Genomic DNA, 17,051 nt, shown 5'->3' on the forward strand with positions numbered 1-17,051 from the left:
TCAAATAATCTGATATTGCAATCTATTTAACTTAAACAAAAAGGTTGTAAAAAAGCAAATTAAATGCATATAATCTTAATTTTCTTTATGGGATCACTCCCCATTTGCCGCGACACTTCAAGACGCTGTGGCAATTACTGGACGTTTGTTCTATGCTAACAAAAACTTTTACAGCAAATCCGTGTTCTCACGTTCCCCTGTAGAGGCATTGCCGATAACGATGTTCTGGCAAACACCATTGGCCTGCATCGGGAGCTCTCCGGCTGGACAATCAGTGGTTGTACCAGTCAGTTATCTTTACCAAAAATTAGTATTTCTTCGCTTTGTGTGAATTTTTGGTTTTTTTTTGGATGTATCCGTAAAACTACTGGACATTCACGACCAAAATAGGCAAAATCGAAACAGCTCATTTAAAGAGCCTTTGAGCTTTTGCGAAAATTGGGTAAATCCCGATCTTCAATCGCAGAGCTATCAGGTCTGATATTTAAGGGTGTTTTGCGGGATACAAGGAAATTCCTTGTCAGGCAAAAATTTCTACTTACAAGTAAAAAAAAACATTGCTTGTCCGATTGTAGAACAAGCAACAAAAGGCTGTGCTTAGTTTTTCTCAAAAATTTTAAATCGATTACTTAGGGTCTATTTTACCATTTGGAAGCTGAAACTATGCCAGAAATCAGAGGTTCATCTCAACGGGATTTGCTCACCGGCGCATTAGAAAACGACACAATAATGGGGTGGGCCGGCGAAGACGAATTGCTGGGATTAGAATTAAATGACTGGATTAGTGGTAACACAGACAACGACTTATTGAATGGTAACGCCGGCAGCGATACAGTACGGGGGGGCCAGGAAAATGATATCGTGCACGGTGGCAAAGACAACGATTTGCTCTATGGCGATCTAGGCAGTGATACAGTCTACGGTGAGAGTGGAGATGACACAATTATCGGTGGGAACGGCAACAATCAGCCCACAGACACCCAGAAGTCAAATGATCCCCTATCTTCTCCCCTTACCGACACAATTGAAGAAGATAAATCAGACGTTTTATTTGGCAATGCCGGCAACGACTATATAAACGGGAATGCCGATAATGATACGGTGTATGGCGGCGAAGGAAATGATATCCTACACGGCGGCAAAAATGATGACCAGCTATTTGGTAATTTAGGCGATGACCAAGTCAGTGGCGATCTCGGTAATGATACGGCACTCGGTGAGGAAGGCAACGACCAAGTTGTAGGCGGCGAAGGGGAAGATTACCTAAACGGCAACGAAGACGATGATTGGGTTGCCGGCAACGAAGGCGATGATACCGTTCACGGTGGGCAAGGCAATGATACAGTCCACGGCGGCAAAGACAACGATCTGCTATATGGCGATGTAGGCAATGATGTTTTAATCGGCGATCTCGGTTCGGACACACTCAACGGAGGCGACGGAGACGACACCTTCGTGATTGGCAGACGAGACGATGTTGCCGGTTATCGCACAACGGGTGGAATCAATATAGCCGATGCCGACTGGGTGCTCGATTTTGGCACCGGCAGCGATAAATTTCAGTTAATCGGCGGAATTACCTTTGACGATTTAAATATATTTGCCGGCACAGGCGAGTATGCCGGTTACACCATTATTCAAGACAAGGTTCTGGGCGAATATTTAGCCATCTTGAAAGGCTTCACCGGCACTCTTAGCCGAGAAAATTTCATCTCCTTAACCCCCACTCCCCCCACCGCACCTGGGGAGGATACAGAAACACCTAGTCCAACACCGGGAGGAGGAAGTCCTTCGCCTAATCCAATACCGGGAGGAGGAGGAAGTCCTTCGCCTAGCCCCTCGGCATCCCCGAACGATATTTTGCTATCGGGTGGTGCCGTTAATGAAAATAGTCCAGCCGGCACTGTCATCGGTAGTTTATCTGCTATTGATCCTGATGCCAAGGATACGCATACTTATGAATTACTCGACGATGCCGGTGGTCTGTTTATAATTGACGGCGATCAGTTAAAAGTCGCCCCAGGCGCGTCCTTAGACTTTGAAGCCCAAGCCAGTCACACCATAAAAGTGCGCGTGACTGACGCAGCCGGCAAGACTTTTGACAAAGACTTCCCGATCACCCTTCAAAACACCAATGAAGCGCCGGCAACCGCTAACCCCATCGTTGACCAACTTGCAGGTGCTGATACACCGTTTAACTTCACAGTTGCCGGCACAACCTTTACAGATCCCGATGGCGACGCGTTAACCTACACAGCCACTCTAACCGGCGGCGAACCATTGCCGGCGTGGTTAACATTTAATCCCACTACCCGCACCTTTAGTGGCACCCCAACCAATGGGGATGTGGGCAACCTATCAATCGATGTTCAAGCATCAGATGGTAAAGGCGGCATTGTCACCGATACATTTACTTTGGTGATTGACCATATTGAGGATGCGCCAACGGTTGCTAACCCTATCGCTGACTTAAATACCCCCGAAGATAGTGTATTTAATTTCACATTTGCTGCCAATACGTTTGCAGATATTGATGGGGATGTATTAACCTACACAGCCACCCAAACCGGCGGCGCACCCTTGCCGGCCTGGTTAACATTTAACCCTGCAACCCGCACCTTCAGTGGCACTCCAGCCAATGGAGATGTTGGCACCCTATCAATTGATGTTCAAGCATCAGATGGCAACGGCGGCATTGCTATCGATACATTTAATTTGGTAATTGGAAATGTCAATGATGAGCCAACGGTTGCTAACCCTATCGCTGACTTAAATACTCCCGAAGATAGTGTATTTAATTTCACATTTGCCGGCACAACCTTTAATGATGCCGATGGAGATGCATTAACCTACACAGCCAAACTCACCAATGGCGCTACACTGCCGGCCTGGCTGACATTTAATCCCATCACCCGCACCTTTAGTGGCACCCCAACCAATGAAGATGTTGGCACCTTATCAATCGATGTTGAAGCATCAGATGGCAAGGGTGGCCGTCTCATCGATACATTTAATTTGGTGATTGACAATGTTAACAATAAGCCAACGGTTGTTAACCCCATTGCCGAGCTAAATACTCCAGAAAATAGGGTTTTTAACTTCACATTTGCCGACACAACCTTTAACGATGCCGATGGAGATCCATTAGCCTACAGTGCCACTCTAACCAGCGGCGAACCATTGCCGGCCTGGTTGACATTTAACCCAGCAACCCGCACCTTTAGTGGCACTCCAACCGATGGAGATGTTGGCACCCTATCAATCGATGTTAAAGCATCAGATGGCAACGGGGGCATTGTCATCAATACATTTAATTTGGTGATTGACAATATTGACCCCACTAACAATCTACCAACGGTTGTCAACCCCATCACTGACCAAAATACCCTAGAAGACGCTACTTTTAATTTCACATTTGCCGGCACAACCTTTAATGATCTCGATGGAGATGCATTAACCTACACAGCCAAACTCACCAATGGCGCTACACTGCCGGCCTGGTTAACATTTAATCCCACCACCCGCACCTTTAGCGGCACCCCAAGCAATGAAAATGTTGGCACCCTATCAATTGATGTTGAAGCATCAGATGGCAAGGGTGGCCGTGCCATCGATACATTTAATTTGGTGATTGGCAATGTCAATGACGTGCCAACGGTTGTCAATCCCATTGCTGACCTAAATACCCTAGAAGACGCTACTTTTAACTTCACATTTGCCGAAACAACTTTCAACGATATTGATGGAGATGCGTTAACTTACAGTGCCACCTTAACCGGCGGCGAACCATTGCCGGCCTGGTTAACATTTAACCCAGCAACCCGCACCTTTAGCGGCACTCCAGCCAATGGAGATGTAGGCCCCCTTTCAATTGATGTTCAAGCATCAGATGGCAACGGCGGCATTGCTATCGATACATTTAGTTTGGTGGTAAATAATGTCAATGATGACCCAATCGTTACGACCCCCATCGTTGACCAAAATACCGATGAAGATAGTGTCTTTAACTTCACGTTTGCGGCCAATACATTTACAGATCCTGATAACGACACATTAACCTACAGTGCCACCCAAACCGGCGGGGGTGCATTGCCGGGGTGGTTAACATTTAACGCAGCAACCCGCACCTTCAGTGGGACTCCAACCAATGAAAATGTTGGCACCCTATCAATTGATGTTCAAGCATCAGATGGCAACGGCAGCAGTGTCACAGAGACATTTATTTTGGGTGTGACAAATACCAATGATGCCCCAACGGTTGTCACTGCCATTGCCAATCAAAACGCGAACGCCGGCACAGCATTCAACTACACATTTGCTGCCACAACTTTCAATGATATGGATGGCGATGTATTAACTTACAGTGCCACCCTAACCGACGGCACACCACTGCCGGCCTGGTTAACATTTAACCCAACAACCCGCACCTTCAGTGGCACTCCAACCAATGGAACTGCCAGCTCCCTTTCAATCACTGTTCAAGCATCAGATGGCAACGGCGGCAGTGTCACCGATACATTTACTCTGGCGATTAATAATAACCCGCCAATCGTTGCTACCCCCATCGTTGACCAAAATACCGATGAAGATAGTGTCTTTAACTTCACGTTTGCGGCCAATACATTTACAGATCCAGATGGAGATGCGTTAACCTACAGTGCCACCGTAGCCGGCGGGGGTGCATTGCCGGCCTGGTTAACATTTGACGCAGCAACCCGCACCTTCAGTGGCACTCCAGCCAATGGAGATGTAGGCACCCTATCAATCAATGTTCTAGCATCAGATGGCAACGGCGGCAGTGTCACAGATACATTTATTTTGGAGATTGACAATGTCAATGATGACCCAATCGTTACTACCCCCATCGTTGACCTAAATACCCCTGAAGATAGTGTCTTTAACTTCACGTTTGTCGAGACAACCTTTAACGATATTGATGGCGACGCGTTAACCTACAGTGCCACCCAAACCGGCGGCGCAGCATTGCCGGCCTGGTTAACATTTAACCCAGCAACCCGCACCTTTAGCGGCACTCCAGCCAATGGAGATGTGGGCAATCTTTCAATCGATGTTCAAGCATCAGATGGCAACGGCGGCAGTGTCACAGATACATTTATTCTGGGTGTGACAAATACCAATGATGTCCCAACAGTTGCCAACGCCATCGCTGACCTAAATACCCCTGAAGATAGTGTCTTTAACTTCACGTTTGTCGAGACAACCTTTAACGATATTGATGGCGACGCGTTAACCTACAGTGCCACCCAAACCGGCGGCGCAGCATTGCCGGCGTGGTTAACATTTAACGCAGCAACCCGCACCTTTAGCGGCACTCCAGCCAATGGAGATGTGGGCAATCTTTCAATCGATGTTCAAGCATCAGATGGCAACGGCGGCATTGCAACAGAGACATTTAATTTAGTGATTGACAATGTTAACGACGCGCCAACGGTTGTCACTGCTATTGCTGACCAAAACACGAACGCCGGCACAGCGTTCAACTACACATTTGACATTAATACTTTCACTGATATTGATGGCGATGTGTTAACTTACAGTGCCACCCTAGATAACAACGCACCATTGCCAGCGTGGTTGACATTTAACCCAACAACCCGCACCTTTAGTGGCACTCCACCCAATGGAACTGCCAGCCCCCTTTCAATCAATGTTCTAGCATCAGATGGCAACGGCGGCAGTGTCGTCGATACATTTAATTTGGTGGTTAATGTTAATAACGATCCAGTAGTTGTTAACCCCATCGCTGATCTAAATACACTAGAAGATAGTGTCTTTAACTTCACGTTGGTCGAGACAACCTTTAACGACCCTGATGGCGATGCGTTAACCTACAGTGCCACCCAAACCGGCGGCGCAGCATTACCGGCCTGGTTAACATTTAACCCAGTAACCCGCACCTTTAGCGGGACTCCAGCCAATGGCGATGTAGGCAACCTATCAATTGATGTTCAAGCATCAGATGGCAACGGCGGCATTGCTATCGATACATTCAATTTGGGTGTGATAAATACCAATGACCCGCCAATCGTTGCTACCCCCATCGTTGACCAAAATACCCCTGAAGATAGTGTCTTTAACTTCACGTTTGCGGCCAATACATTTACAGATCCAGATGGAGATGCGTTAACCTACAGTGCCACCGTAGCCGGCGGCGCAGCATTGCCGGCCTGGTTAACATTTAACGCAGCAACTCGCACCTTTAGCGGGACTCCAGCCAATGGAGATGTGGGCAACCTATCAATCGATGTTCTAGCATCAGATGGCAACGGCGGCAGTATCACAGATACATTTATTTTGGGGGTGACAAATACCAATGATGCCCCAACGGTGGTCACTGCCATTGCCGATCAAAACGCGAACGTCGGCACAGCATTTAACTACACATTTGACGTTAATACTTTCACTGATATTGATGGCGATGTGTTAACTTACAGTGCCACGCTAGATAACAACGCACCATTGCCAGCGTGGTTGACATTTAACCCAACAACCCGCACCTTCAGTGGCACTCCACCCAATGGAACTGCCAGCCCCCTTTCAATCAATGTTCTAGCATCAGATGGCAACGGCGGCAGTGTCATCGATACATTTACTTTGACAGTTGGGAATGGCAACGCGCCAGTAGCGGTGGACGACATCATTACCACGCCGGTGCTATTAAGTAGCCGCTTGGAAATTCCATTCGCTACTTTGCTGGCTAATGATACAGATGCTGACCTGCCGGCAGACACGCTTACCATTACCGCAGTAACCGCAGCGAATGGGACTGCCTCGATCAATAACGGCATTATTACCTACCGGGCAACTCCAGGGTTTGCCGGCCCGACAACCTTGGAATACACTGTCAGCGATAGCACCGGCCTCACCGATATCGGAACCGTAACGCTAACTGTCGCCTCACAAGTCCAGTTAAGCGCCATTGCCACCGCCACCAATGTGCCAGTAGGAAGCGGAGGTTTTAGCGTCAATGGTCAAGCTCCATTTGAATGGGCCGGTTTCTCGGCAAGTGGGGCAGGAGATGTGAATGGGGACGGCTTTGCTGACGTGATTATCGGTGCGCCCTATGCCGACGCACCGACCGCTGGATCTGCTGGGAAATCTTATGTCGTGTTTGGAGGGCCATCTGGCACCAATGGCGGCTTTGAGATCAATGGAGAGGCCGGATTTGATAGGGCCGGCATCTCAGTCAGCGGGGCCGGCGATGTCAACGGCGATGGACTGGCTGACTTGATTATCGGTGCCGATCGGGCCGATCCCAATGGGCTATCCTCCGGCAAATCCTATGTGGTATTCGGTAAGGCCAACAACACGGCGGTGAATTTGACTGCTGTGGCAGCCAATCCCGGAACCGGCGGCTTTGTGATTAACGGCGAATGGATTGGCATTGAATCCGGTTTGTCAGTCAGCGGGGCCGGCGATGTCAACGGCGACGGTTTGGATGACTTGATCGTCGGTGCTCCCGCTTTTGGCCGCGATGCCAACAACAATGGCGTGCTTGTTGAGCAGGAGTATCTGAGAAGCGGCAGGGCTTACGTTGTGTTTGGCAAGGCGAACAACACAGTGCCGATAAACTTGAACACGATCTCCAACGGAACGGGCGGTTTTGCGATTACATTCGAGGGGGTCAATGACCAAACCGGCAACTCGGTTAGTTCAGCTGGGGATGTCAACGGAGATGGTTTGGCTGACCTGATTGTAGGCGCTGACTGGGCCGACCCGAACGGAATTCTTAGCGCCGGCAAAGCTTATGTGGTGTATGGCAAAACAACTACCACGGCGGTGGCTTTGGGCACTGTAGCAGGAAATACCGGCGGCTTTGCCATTAACGGTGAAGCGACAAACGACCGATTGGGCCGTTCTGTGAGCGAAGCCGGAGATGTCAATGGTGATGGCTACGCAGACGTGATTGTGGGCGCGTATAATGGTGACCCCAATCAAACTTCCCCTGGCAGAGCTTATGTGGTGTTTGGCGGCCCATCAGGCAATAACGGCGGCTTTACCATCAATGGGGAAACAGCAGGCGATCATGCCGGCATTTCAGTAAGTTCAGCCGGCGATGTCAACGGCGATGGTCTGGATGACCTGATCGTCGGTGCTCGCTTGGCTGATCCGAATGGGGCTTACTCTGGCAAATCTTATGTCGTGTTCGGGAAGGCGAATAACACCGTAGTGAACTTAAGCGCAGTCGCAGCCGGCGATGGGGGTTTTGCTCTCAACGGTGCATCGGCCACTGATTTATCCGGTCGTTCCGTCAGTGCGGCAGGGGATCTTAATGGTGATGGCTTCGCTGACGTGATTGTAGGGGCTTTTGCCGCTGATCCGAATGGAAATAATTATTCCGGCGCTTCCTACGTGGTTTATGGCGGCGATTTCACGGCGTCGGTGACACAGATGGGAACTGCCGCAGGGGATATTCTCACCGGCACTGCCGCAGCAGATATTCTGGTCGGCGGCTTGGGCAGCGATCAACTCATCGGCAATGGCGGCCCTGATGTGCTATATGGGGGTGCCGGTGATGACGTTGTGGCGATTAGCGATACCGGCTTCCGGCGCATTGATGGGGGTTTGGGGACTGACACCTTGTTGCTTGGCGGTGCCGGCATGGCCCTCGATCTCACAGCGATTCGTGACCCTCTGATCCAGGGTATTGAGCGAATCAATATGACAGGTGCCGGTAATAACACCCTGAATTTGGGCGCAAGAGATGTGATCAGCTTGTCTGGTTCGACTAGCACGTTGACTGTAGAGGGCAATGCCGGCGATATCGTGAGTGCGTCAGGCTTTACATTCGCCGGCACAGCCAACGGTTTCAATCAATACACCAGCAGCAGTGCGACGCTTCTAGTTCAGGCGGGTGTAACGGTTAATGTTCTGTTGTAGAAATGTCACAACTGCCTAAAATACAGTCAGATATCATTTTGTAGATGCGATGCAGCTAACTTGGCTAGACAGTAACTCTTGGCTGATTAACATGGCCGGCCTGCGGATACTCCTCGATCCCTGGTTAGTTGGCCCTTTGGTCTTTGGCAACCTGCCTTGGCTGTTCAAAGGCGATCGTCCTAAAGCCAGAGAAATCCCAGAAAACATTGACTTGATTCTGCTCTCACAGGGATTAGAAGATCACACACACCCACCTACCCTCAAACAACTGAATCGCAACATTCCGGTTGTGGGTTCACCCAGTGCCGTTAAAGTTGTGAAAGAATTGGGTTTCACTCAAGTCACTGCACTTGCCCACGGCGGCGGCTTTACTGTTGCCAATAAAGTAGAAATCAAAGCGACTCCCGGCTCTCCCATTGGCCCCCAACTTGTGGAAAATGGGTATCTTCTTAAAGATTTGGATGCCGGCACGACTCTCTACTATGAGCCTCATGGGTATCATTCCCCAGCCCTCAAAGCATCTGCCCCGGTGGATGTCGTCATTGTGCCGATTGTTGACTTGGCGCTGCCGCTAGTGGGTTCCATTATTAAAGGCAGCCAAAGTGCTTTAGAAGTGGCTAAACTTCTGCAACCTCAAGTAATGTTACCCACGGCTGCCGGTGGCGATGTCATCTTTGAAGGATTGCTGATGTCTATCCTTCGGGCTGTCGGCAGTCTTGATGAATTTCGTTCGTTGTTGGCTCAGAATAATTTATCCACGCAAGTGATTGACGCTAAGCCTGGGGAAGCGTTTGAAATTCAATTGCAAAACCGGGCTGTGATTTAGGTTGGGCGGGATTAATGGGTGAATGCAGAGTTTTTGTTATTTTTAACCGCAGATAAACGCAGATAAACGCAGATGTAGGCGATAGTCTGTAGTTGGGGATAAACAGATGATAGCGCAGCGTGCCGCAGGCATACGCAGATGGCGCTTGTGTAGGTTTTTAGGTTTTTTACCGGCCTATTGTGCCGGCACTGGGGCAAAGTCTAATGTGCCTTTATCTCCATCTAGGACAACCGGCACTCCAACTGGCAGGGTTGCATTTTCTCCTTCATGACCGAAAGGCAAGTCAGAAACAACCGGCAACCCCAAATCCCCTAAGCGATCTCGTAAGACTTCTTCAACCGTAAAGCTGGGGATGTTCGGATCATTTATACACCGGCTGAAGCGCCCCAATGCAATTCCCCGCACGCCTTTAAATTTTCCCATCAGCCGCCACTGAGTCAGCATCCGGTCAATTCGATACGGGACTTCCGCAACATCCTCAAACGCTAAAATTGCGCCCTCTAAGGAGGGTTGCGCTGCCGTCCCTAGCAGATGGGTTGCGACTGTTAGATTTGCCGGCAGCAAATACCCACTCGCTTGTCCTCCACCCCAGCCGGTGCCTTGCAACGGTTCTATAGAATGATTTTCTACCCAGTCAAATAGCCGCTGCATTGTCCATTCAGGTTCAGCCGGCAGCGTTGTTAGCAAAGGGCCATGAACGCCTGAGATGCCGGTTTGAAAGAGACTCCAGAGGATAGCGGTGATATCGGAAAAACCAATCAACCATTTGGGATTGCTGAGTAATTCATCCCAACTCCAATCTTCTAGAATTCTCGCACCCCCGTAACCGCCTCTGGCACAGAGAATCGCACGACACTCCGGATCTTTCCAGGCGTCTGCTAATTGCTGCCGGCGATCTTCATCGTTGCCGGCTAAATAACCCCACCGGCTATCGTAACCGGGACTCAGTTCCACTCCATATCCCCGATTTCGCCAAATTTCCACTGCTTTCTCAAAGGCTTCAAATTCTCGTAGACACCCACTCGGCGCAATTACCCGCAGTAGATCGCCTGGTTTGAGTGCCGGTGGCAGTTGAATTTTAGAATTGAGATTGGGGATTTGGGATTGCATTTTATCGGGATAAAGATTTTATAACCACAGATTCCGCAGGTGAAACTTGAATGTGCTTTGCTCGTCATTCAAGTTTCACTTGCGTCCACAGATAAACACAGATAGCACAGATAGATTGTCTGTTATGGCCGATGTTTATCTGCGGTTTCATTTAAGAACTTGGGTTGGCAAGCTGTTTAATAGTTTGGAACCATTGTTCCATACGATCACCCAATGCTTCTAAAGAATATTCTGTTTCTGCTTGCCGCCGGCACTCTAAACGGTCAATTTCATCTAAGCGCTTAATTGCATTGACTAAGCCTTCGACACTATCTGGTTCTACTAAAAAGCCGGTTTTGCCATCTTGGACTATTTCAGCCGGCCCTCCGCGCCGATAAGCAATCACCGGCACTCCACACGCTAGCGCCTCGATTGCCACATTTCCAAATGCTTCCACCCAGCGCGGCGTCATTAGCATTGCCTGACATTTTCCTAACTGTTCTTGCAGCTTTTGAGTTGAGAAAAATCCCATATATTCCACCGGCGCATCCGGATACTCTTGACAAATCTGCTTCCAATATGCATCATCCTGCATTTTGCCAAATATTTTCAGGGGAATGCCGGCAATTTGAGCCGCCGCGACGGCATCTTCTAGGGCTTTTTCTGGGGCAATTCGACCTAACCAAGCCAACTGAGGAGCGGGAGAAGCACAAAAATCGTAAAGGGATAAATCAACGCCACTGCCTAAAACCTCGCACCATGACGAGTTGAGTTCAGAAGATTTTAAAGCAAAGGTTTCTGCCTGAGACTTTGTGTAAAGACCAATTGTACCGGGAAACTGAATTGCCACCTGTTCAACGATTTGATCCATCGCATCAGAGAGCGATCCCATACTGACAAAATGCGCGATGGGACAATTAAAAAAAGGCGTTAGATAAAAAGGCAACCAATCGTAAGCAAAATTAACAATTAAATCGTAATTTCCTTGAATTTGGCGAGCACACTCCCACATATTTGCCAGTAAAGAATTTCCCGGCATACAAATCAAAGCGTCGCGTTCCTGAGTTTGGGCTGTGATTTGCAATTCGCCGGCTATTTCTTTAATTGGAAATGAATCTAAACGAGAGCCTGCCGGCGCGACAATATCCAAATGATGCCCTCGCCGGTGCATTTCCAGGGCAATATTATACAAAGTCAGTTCCACTCCGCCGCCGAGTCCTGAACCCAATTGCCCAACAGGTGTGGAAAGAAATAGAAGTTTGAGTGAGTTTATAGATTTACCAGTCACGATTTGCGTTTTTTGTTCAGTACGATTAGTTGCTCAATCCTTAAATTTATCCTGCCCTGATACTCTTTCACCCTCTCAAAACTCAAAATTGGGCATGGGGCAAGGCTTCGCCAACAAGAACGGTAGGGGCATTGGGCATTCAAAAGTAAAAACTCAAAACTCCCCAGTAGAGTCTTCCGGCGGATTTGCAGAATTTGACCGGCTGGTTCGATTTTCTCCAACCGGCAACCCACGTATATTGCTCAACTGCGCTAATGCCCAGTTAGCGGTTTCGCGCACTTCATCGTCTGGATCGTCAATCGCGTGACGCAATATCTGACTCATTTGAGAAACTAATTCATAAATACGGGTTAAGTCCCGAATTGCATTTTTTCGCACTTCAGCATTATCATCTTGCAGAGAAACTGCTAAAGCTCGGTTCATCGGTTTAAGGGTGCGGGTGCCAATTTCAGATAAAGCTGCCAGGATCAAGCTGCGCTGCTTGGAATCTGAATCTACCATCAAATTCACCAAAGGCTGTACGGCGCGGGAGTCTCCCCGTTGCCCCAGTTCCCAAATTGCTTTACGTCGCTTCGCCGGATCGGGCTTTTGTAAATCTTTGATCAATTCGTCAATTATATCGATTTTCTGAAGGCGAGTGATTTCTTCAACGGCTAAAAATTCTGGTGGAGTTGAGTCTACCGGCTCTTTTTCATCCCTTTTTTCTGAGCCGGTTGCACCTAATTCAGGATAGCCGTTACTGTCATAATTATGCTGGCGAATGCCTGAATTGGTTGCTTTATGATGTAGATTATGCGAGTTTTCAGACTCAGCCGGCCCTGGATGTTGGGGAGTTCGCGATGGCCGGCTATCGGGATCTAAATCCTCTTCGTCTTCGCCAGAACGCATGAGCAAATTAAATATCCCTGCGACAATTCCAGCAACCACAATTACACCGAAACCAAGCAATAACCATTTTGTTTTGCCTTGCAGCAACTTTGAAAGGTTAGATTTTGAATTCGATGCTTTTTGAGCGTCTGGGGAAGGGGCGGGTTTTGCTTGGTTTTGGGCGATTTGCAAGCGATCCCAAGTTGTGGAACCGACAACCCCATCCGCTTCTAAACCGGCACCGGCTTGAAATTGCGCGACGGCTTCGGCTGTCGTGGCTTCATAGACGCCATTCTCGGCACCGCTGTAGTATCCCAAAGTTTTCAGCGTCTTTTGCAGTTCTCGCACTGCCGGGTGCCGATCGCCTGGTCCGAGGGGAGGGCGTTCTATGCCGGCGGGGGCGTTTGCTTGAGCCACTTGCAGGGAGTTCAGAACCACTGCGCCCTCTAGGGGCGTTATCGAAATTTCCCCGGTTCGGTTTGGGTGAATGAATCCTTTGGCTGGACTGGGCGCAAAACCCAGGCAACTAGCGCAGGTAACGAGCAACACGGTGGAGCGGTAAAGCACCATATTCTAACGCGGGGGTGGGGGAGTCAACCAGCGTGAGCGATTCAGGTGTAATTAAGCTAGCTCAATCCTACCCGTTATGCATCCTGCACGAATCACAGATCATCTGTGGCTGCTGCTGGTGGAACTTTGATTTTCGATGATTTCGGTTTGTTTTTGGAGTTACCTATCAAAAATCTAAAATCATTAACCAGCTAGCCGCGCCGGTTCATCGACCTGTTGCCGGTCAGATTAGATCGGCTGAGGTTAAATCTCCGTTTCGGATTCCGCGATGCGGATCGTCACCGGCAGCTCAACCGATTTGCTCTCAGACGATTGTAGCAGGAGTCGATTTTCAGCAGCAGTTTCCTCCGCAGAGGCAATGGTTTGACCCACTGTACGCCCTAGTCTCAGCTTTTGGGCTATCGTATCACGTTGATTGATTAAGTAAATACTCACAATTGTTAGGCAAACCCCAATCGATTGCAGGGGACTGAGAACTTCCGCTAAGAATAAGTTTCCAAATAATAGGGCAAACACCGGCGTCAGAAAGGTCAGGGCACTCAAACTGGTGAGGCTGCCGGTGGAGGCAAAGTAAAAGAATAAGCCGTAAGCCAGGGCACTGCCAAAAATCGTTGCATAGGCTAAAGCTGCCCAACCTGAGAGATCAATATTCACCCACTGCTGGGATTCTGTGCCGGCTGAAAGGGTAAGCAAGGCGATTCCACCTAAAATCATGTGCCAGCCGGTGGCGACAACGGCATCGGCATACCGGCACACGTAGCGAATCGTTACCGTCCCCACCGCCATTGACAGCGCCGCCAGCAGCATCAGCCATTCCCCGTTCTCAAATAAGTTCTCAATTTCCACCGGCACCGATGCGATCCCCTGTTGGAACAGGCCCAAAATCCATTCATCGGGCAAGCCTATCAGCGCGATCCCCACGACGCCAACCCCCAGCCCCAGCCAGCCCCAGAAGCCAATACGCTCACCAAATAGCCACCACGATAAAATAGCCACGGCTAGGGGTTGCGAGTCAATCATCACCGATCCCAACCCTGCGCCGGTTCTCAGCAATCCCTCGGCTAAAAAACCTTGAAACATTGCCCCATCTACCAGGGCAAAAAAGGCCACCCACAACCATGCCCCCCAGCCTTTTAAAGCCGGCCTACCCATCATTGCGGCTGCGATCAGAACTAAGACGCCTGCCGGTAGCAAACGCACTCCTGCCATGAATAGCGGCGTTGTGTTCGGGATGACGCCTTTCATCGCCACCATTGCGGTTCCCCACAGGAAAAACGGTGCGATTAGCAGCAGTGTTGCCAGAGGCAGTTTCGATTCACTCAGTCTTAGATACATGGGGTTTAGCGATAAAATAGGGCGTTTGGAAAGGATTGCAAAAGCTGCCGGCTGTGGAAGTCTTCAATACGATCTTTCGCTTCCTGCAAGGGCAAATAGCGCCCTAAGCCTGAACTGCGAAGTCGAACGTTGATTTCTCTCATTGTACCCAATCGTATAATTATGTTAAGAAATGCTACTAAAGATGTCTAGACTTTAGAGTATCGTGTTAACGCTGTGATATCGACGATTTAACCGCGTGCCCGCTCAGCAGAATGCCGACAACTCGATAATATTCAGGCAAACTAGAATAAGCACGCAATTAATCGCGTGCGCTCTTGTGGCAAGTCCTGAGAGTTCTTCGACCGATTGGGCAACCTGGAAGTATTTATACTCAGCCGCTCCCATCTGGCCACCGTTCGCAAAAGTGATGAGTGATACATTCAAAACTCAAAACTTAAAACACTTGATATTAACTGACTCACAACCGCTGTTTGACCGCCCATGATTTGGCCATTTAACAAGTTTCGCAAACAAATTGCCCGAATTGAAGTGAACGGCGCGATTGCCGGTGCCACTCGCAAACGAGTGCTAGAAGCCCTCAAAACTGTTGAAGAAAAAAAATTCCCCGCCTTGCTGCTGCGAATTGACAGTCCGGGAGGTACGGTGGGAGATTCCCAGGAAATCTACAGCGCTTTAAAGCGGCTGCGAGAGAAAGTCAAAATTGTTGCCAGTTTTGGCAATATTTCGGCCTCTGGAGGTGTCTATATCGGGATGGGTGCTGAGCATATCGTGGCGAATCCGGGGACGATCACCGGCAGCATCGGCGTGATTCTGCGAGGCAATAATTTAGAACGCCTGCTGGAAAAAGTCGGGGTTTCTTTCAAAGTTATTAAGTCTGGCCCTTACAAAGACATTTTGGCGTTTGATCGAGAATTAACTGAGCCAGAAAAAGATATTCTGCAACAGTTGATCGATACCAGTTACCAACAGTTTGTGCAAACCGTTGCTGAAGCGCGAAATTTGGCAGTCGATACGGTCAAAAGCTTTGCCGATGGTCGAATTTTTACGGGACAACAAGCTTTAGAACTGGGCGTTGTTGACCGGCTAGGAACAGAAGAGGACGCTCGCCGCTGGGCAGCAGAACTCGTGGGACTCGATCCTGAAAAAACCCAGTGTTACACCCTGGAAGAACGTAAACCCTTATTAAGCCGGATCTTGGGAGAAAGTCAGGTAACATCCAGTCTGTCTGCCGGCATCGAGTGGATGGATTTTGAGATGTCTGCGAGCGGTCTACCCTTGTGGATGTATCGACCTTAATTTAGGATTGAGCGGTCAGTGAGAAGCGAAAAACGTGAAAAGTGAAGAATGGAGTCAAAGCGATTTTTTAATGTTTAAAGATTTCGCTTAGATTGGAGATTTTCTGCGATAGGGAATTGACACTGTAGAAAAAAAGAAAAATTTTCTAGCCGGCAATCCCCAATTTGCGATTCTCAATTCTGAACTTTCACTTTTCAATTCTCATTGCCGGTGGGGGTGCTGATCAATACAAATATACATAGGAGAGTTTTGGCGTGGAGTGGAGAGTTCGAGCGATTCGTGGGGCAACAACTGTTTCGGAAAATACGGTTGAAGCGATTCGAGAAGCGGTGACAGAACTGTTAGATGAACTGGAAGCGCGAAATCAGTTAGATCCGGAACAGATCATTAGTGCCACGTTTTCAGCCACCCGTGATTTGGATGTAATTTTTCCAGCAGCGATTGCCCGTGCTCGCCCCGGATGGGACTGTGTTCCTCTGTTGGATGTACAGCAAATGCACGTGGTGGGGGGCTTAGAACTTTGCATCCGGTTTCTCATCCATGTCAATATCTCAGCCTCCCAAGTCGAGATTCACCATCCCTATTTAAGACAGGCGAAAAATCTCAGACCTGATTGGAGTTTAGCACCCAGTTAGTGTTAGCAGCCGGCAGCTAAGAAGAATTAAAAATTGAGATTGTTCTTAGTTTTTAATTCTTCCTTTTTTTTCGTCAGGGGTGCATCTCATTTTTGCAAAAATATGGGAGTGGGAGCATCTTGCTCCCTGATCTGACAACACGCGGGCAAGATGCCGGCACTCCAAATTGACAAAAATGAGATGCACGCAACGAGCATTTTGAAAGTCAAGATGAGTTAGAAGATGTTTTGGCGACCAGATG

At 48.9% G+C, this 17,051-nt stretch carries 9 protein-coding genes; 4 read left to right on the forward strand and 5 right to left on the reverse strand.

What is annotated here, in order from left to right; translation table 11 throughout:
* Nucleotides 1–663 precede the first annotated feature (663 nt).
* Nucleotides 664–8,901 (forward strand): putative Ig domain-containing protein, encoded by an 8,238-nt coding sequence (locus H6F73_RS02955; protein ID WP_190757331.1) that lies wholly within the window; start codon nucleotides 664–666, stop codon nucleotides 8,899–8,901.
* A gap of 49 nt (nucleotides 8,902–8,950) precedes the next feature.
* Nucleotides 8,951–9,727 (forward strand): MBL fold metallo-hydrolase, encoded by a 777-nt coding sequence (locus tag H6F73_RS02960; protein ID WP_190757332.1) that lies wholly within the window; start codon nucleotides 8,951–8,953, stop codon nucleotides 9,725–9,727.
* 174 nt (nucleotides 9,728–9,901) lie between these two features.
* Here the strand turns inward: H6F73_RS02960 and H6F73_RS02965 are convergent, their stop codons facing one another.
* The 5 genes from H6F73_RS02965 to H6F73_RS02985 form a co-directional block, all read right to left on the reverse strand.
* A complete protein-coding gene (locus tag H6F73_RS02965; protein WP_190757333.1) occupies nucleotides 9,902–10,837 on the reverse strand; it encodes an LD-carboxypeptidase in 936 nt (311 codons plus the stop codon).
* Between the two features lie 151 nt (nucleotides 10,838–10,988).
* Nucleotides 10,989–12,104: a glycosyltransferase family 4 protein gene (locus H6F73_RS02970; protein WP_347239462.1), complete on the reverse strand. Its 1,116-nt coding sequence runs from the start codon at nucleotides 12,102–12,104 to the stop codon at nucleotides 10,989–10,991.
* A 153-nt stretch (nucleotides 12,105–12,257) separates the two neighbouring features.
* Complete coding sequence (locus tag H6F73_RS26315; RefSeq protein ID WP_190757334.1) at nucleotides 12,258–13,541, reverse strand: HEAT repeat domain-containing protein; 1,284 nt, start codon at nucleotides 13,539–13,541, stop codon at nucleotides 12,258–12,260.
* 243 nt (nucleotides 13,542–13,784) lie between these two features.
* Nucleotides 13,785–14,876: a DMT family transporter gene (locus tag H6F73_RS02980; RefSeq protein ID WP_190757335.1), complete on the reverse strand. Its 1,092-nt coding sequence runs from the start codon at nucleotides 14,874–14,876 to the stop codon at nucleotides 13,785–13,787.
* A gap of 5 nt (nucleotides 14,877–14,881) precedes the next feature.
* Nucleotides 14,882–15,019, reverse strand: a complete 138-nt coding sequence (locus H6F73_RS02985) for a hypothetical protein (protein ID WP_190757336.1) — start codon at nucleotides 15,017–15,019, stop codon at nucleotides 14,882–14,884.
* Nucleotides 15,020–15,359: 340 nt separating this feature from the next.
* Between H6F73_RS02985 and sppA the strand changes: the two genes are divergently transcribed.
* Both sppA and aroH read left to right on the forward strand, forming a co-directional pair.
* On the forward strand, nucleotides 15,360–16,175 hold the full coding sequence (gene sppA / locus H6F73_RS02990) for a signal peptide peptidase SppA (RefSeq protein ID WP_190757337.1): 816 nt from the start codon (nucleotides 15,360–15,362) through the stop codon (nucleotides 16,173–16,175).
* Nucleotides 16,176–16,429: 254 nt separating this feature from the next.
* Nucleotides 16,430–16,810, forward strand: a complete 381-nt coding sequence (gene aroH / locus H6F73_RS02995; protein ID WP_190757338.1) for a chorismate mutase — start codon at nucleotides 16,430–16,432, stop codon at nucleotides 16,808–16,810.
* Nucleotides 16,811–17,051: the final 241 nt, after the last annotated feature.

It is taken from the genome of Microcoleus sp. FACHB-68 (assembly GCF_014695715.1).
Lineage (GTDB): Bacteria > Cyanobacteriota > Cyanobacteriia > Cyanobacteriales > Oscillatoriaceae > FACHB-68.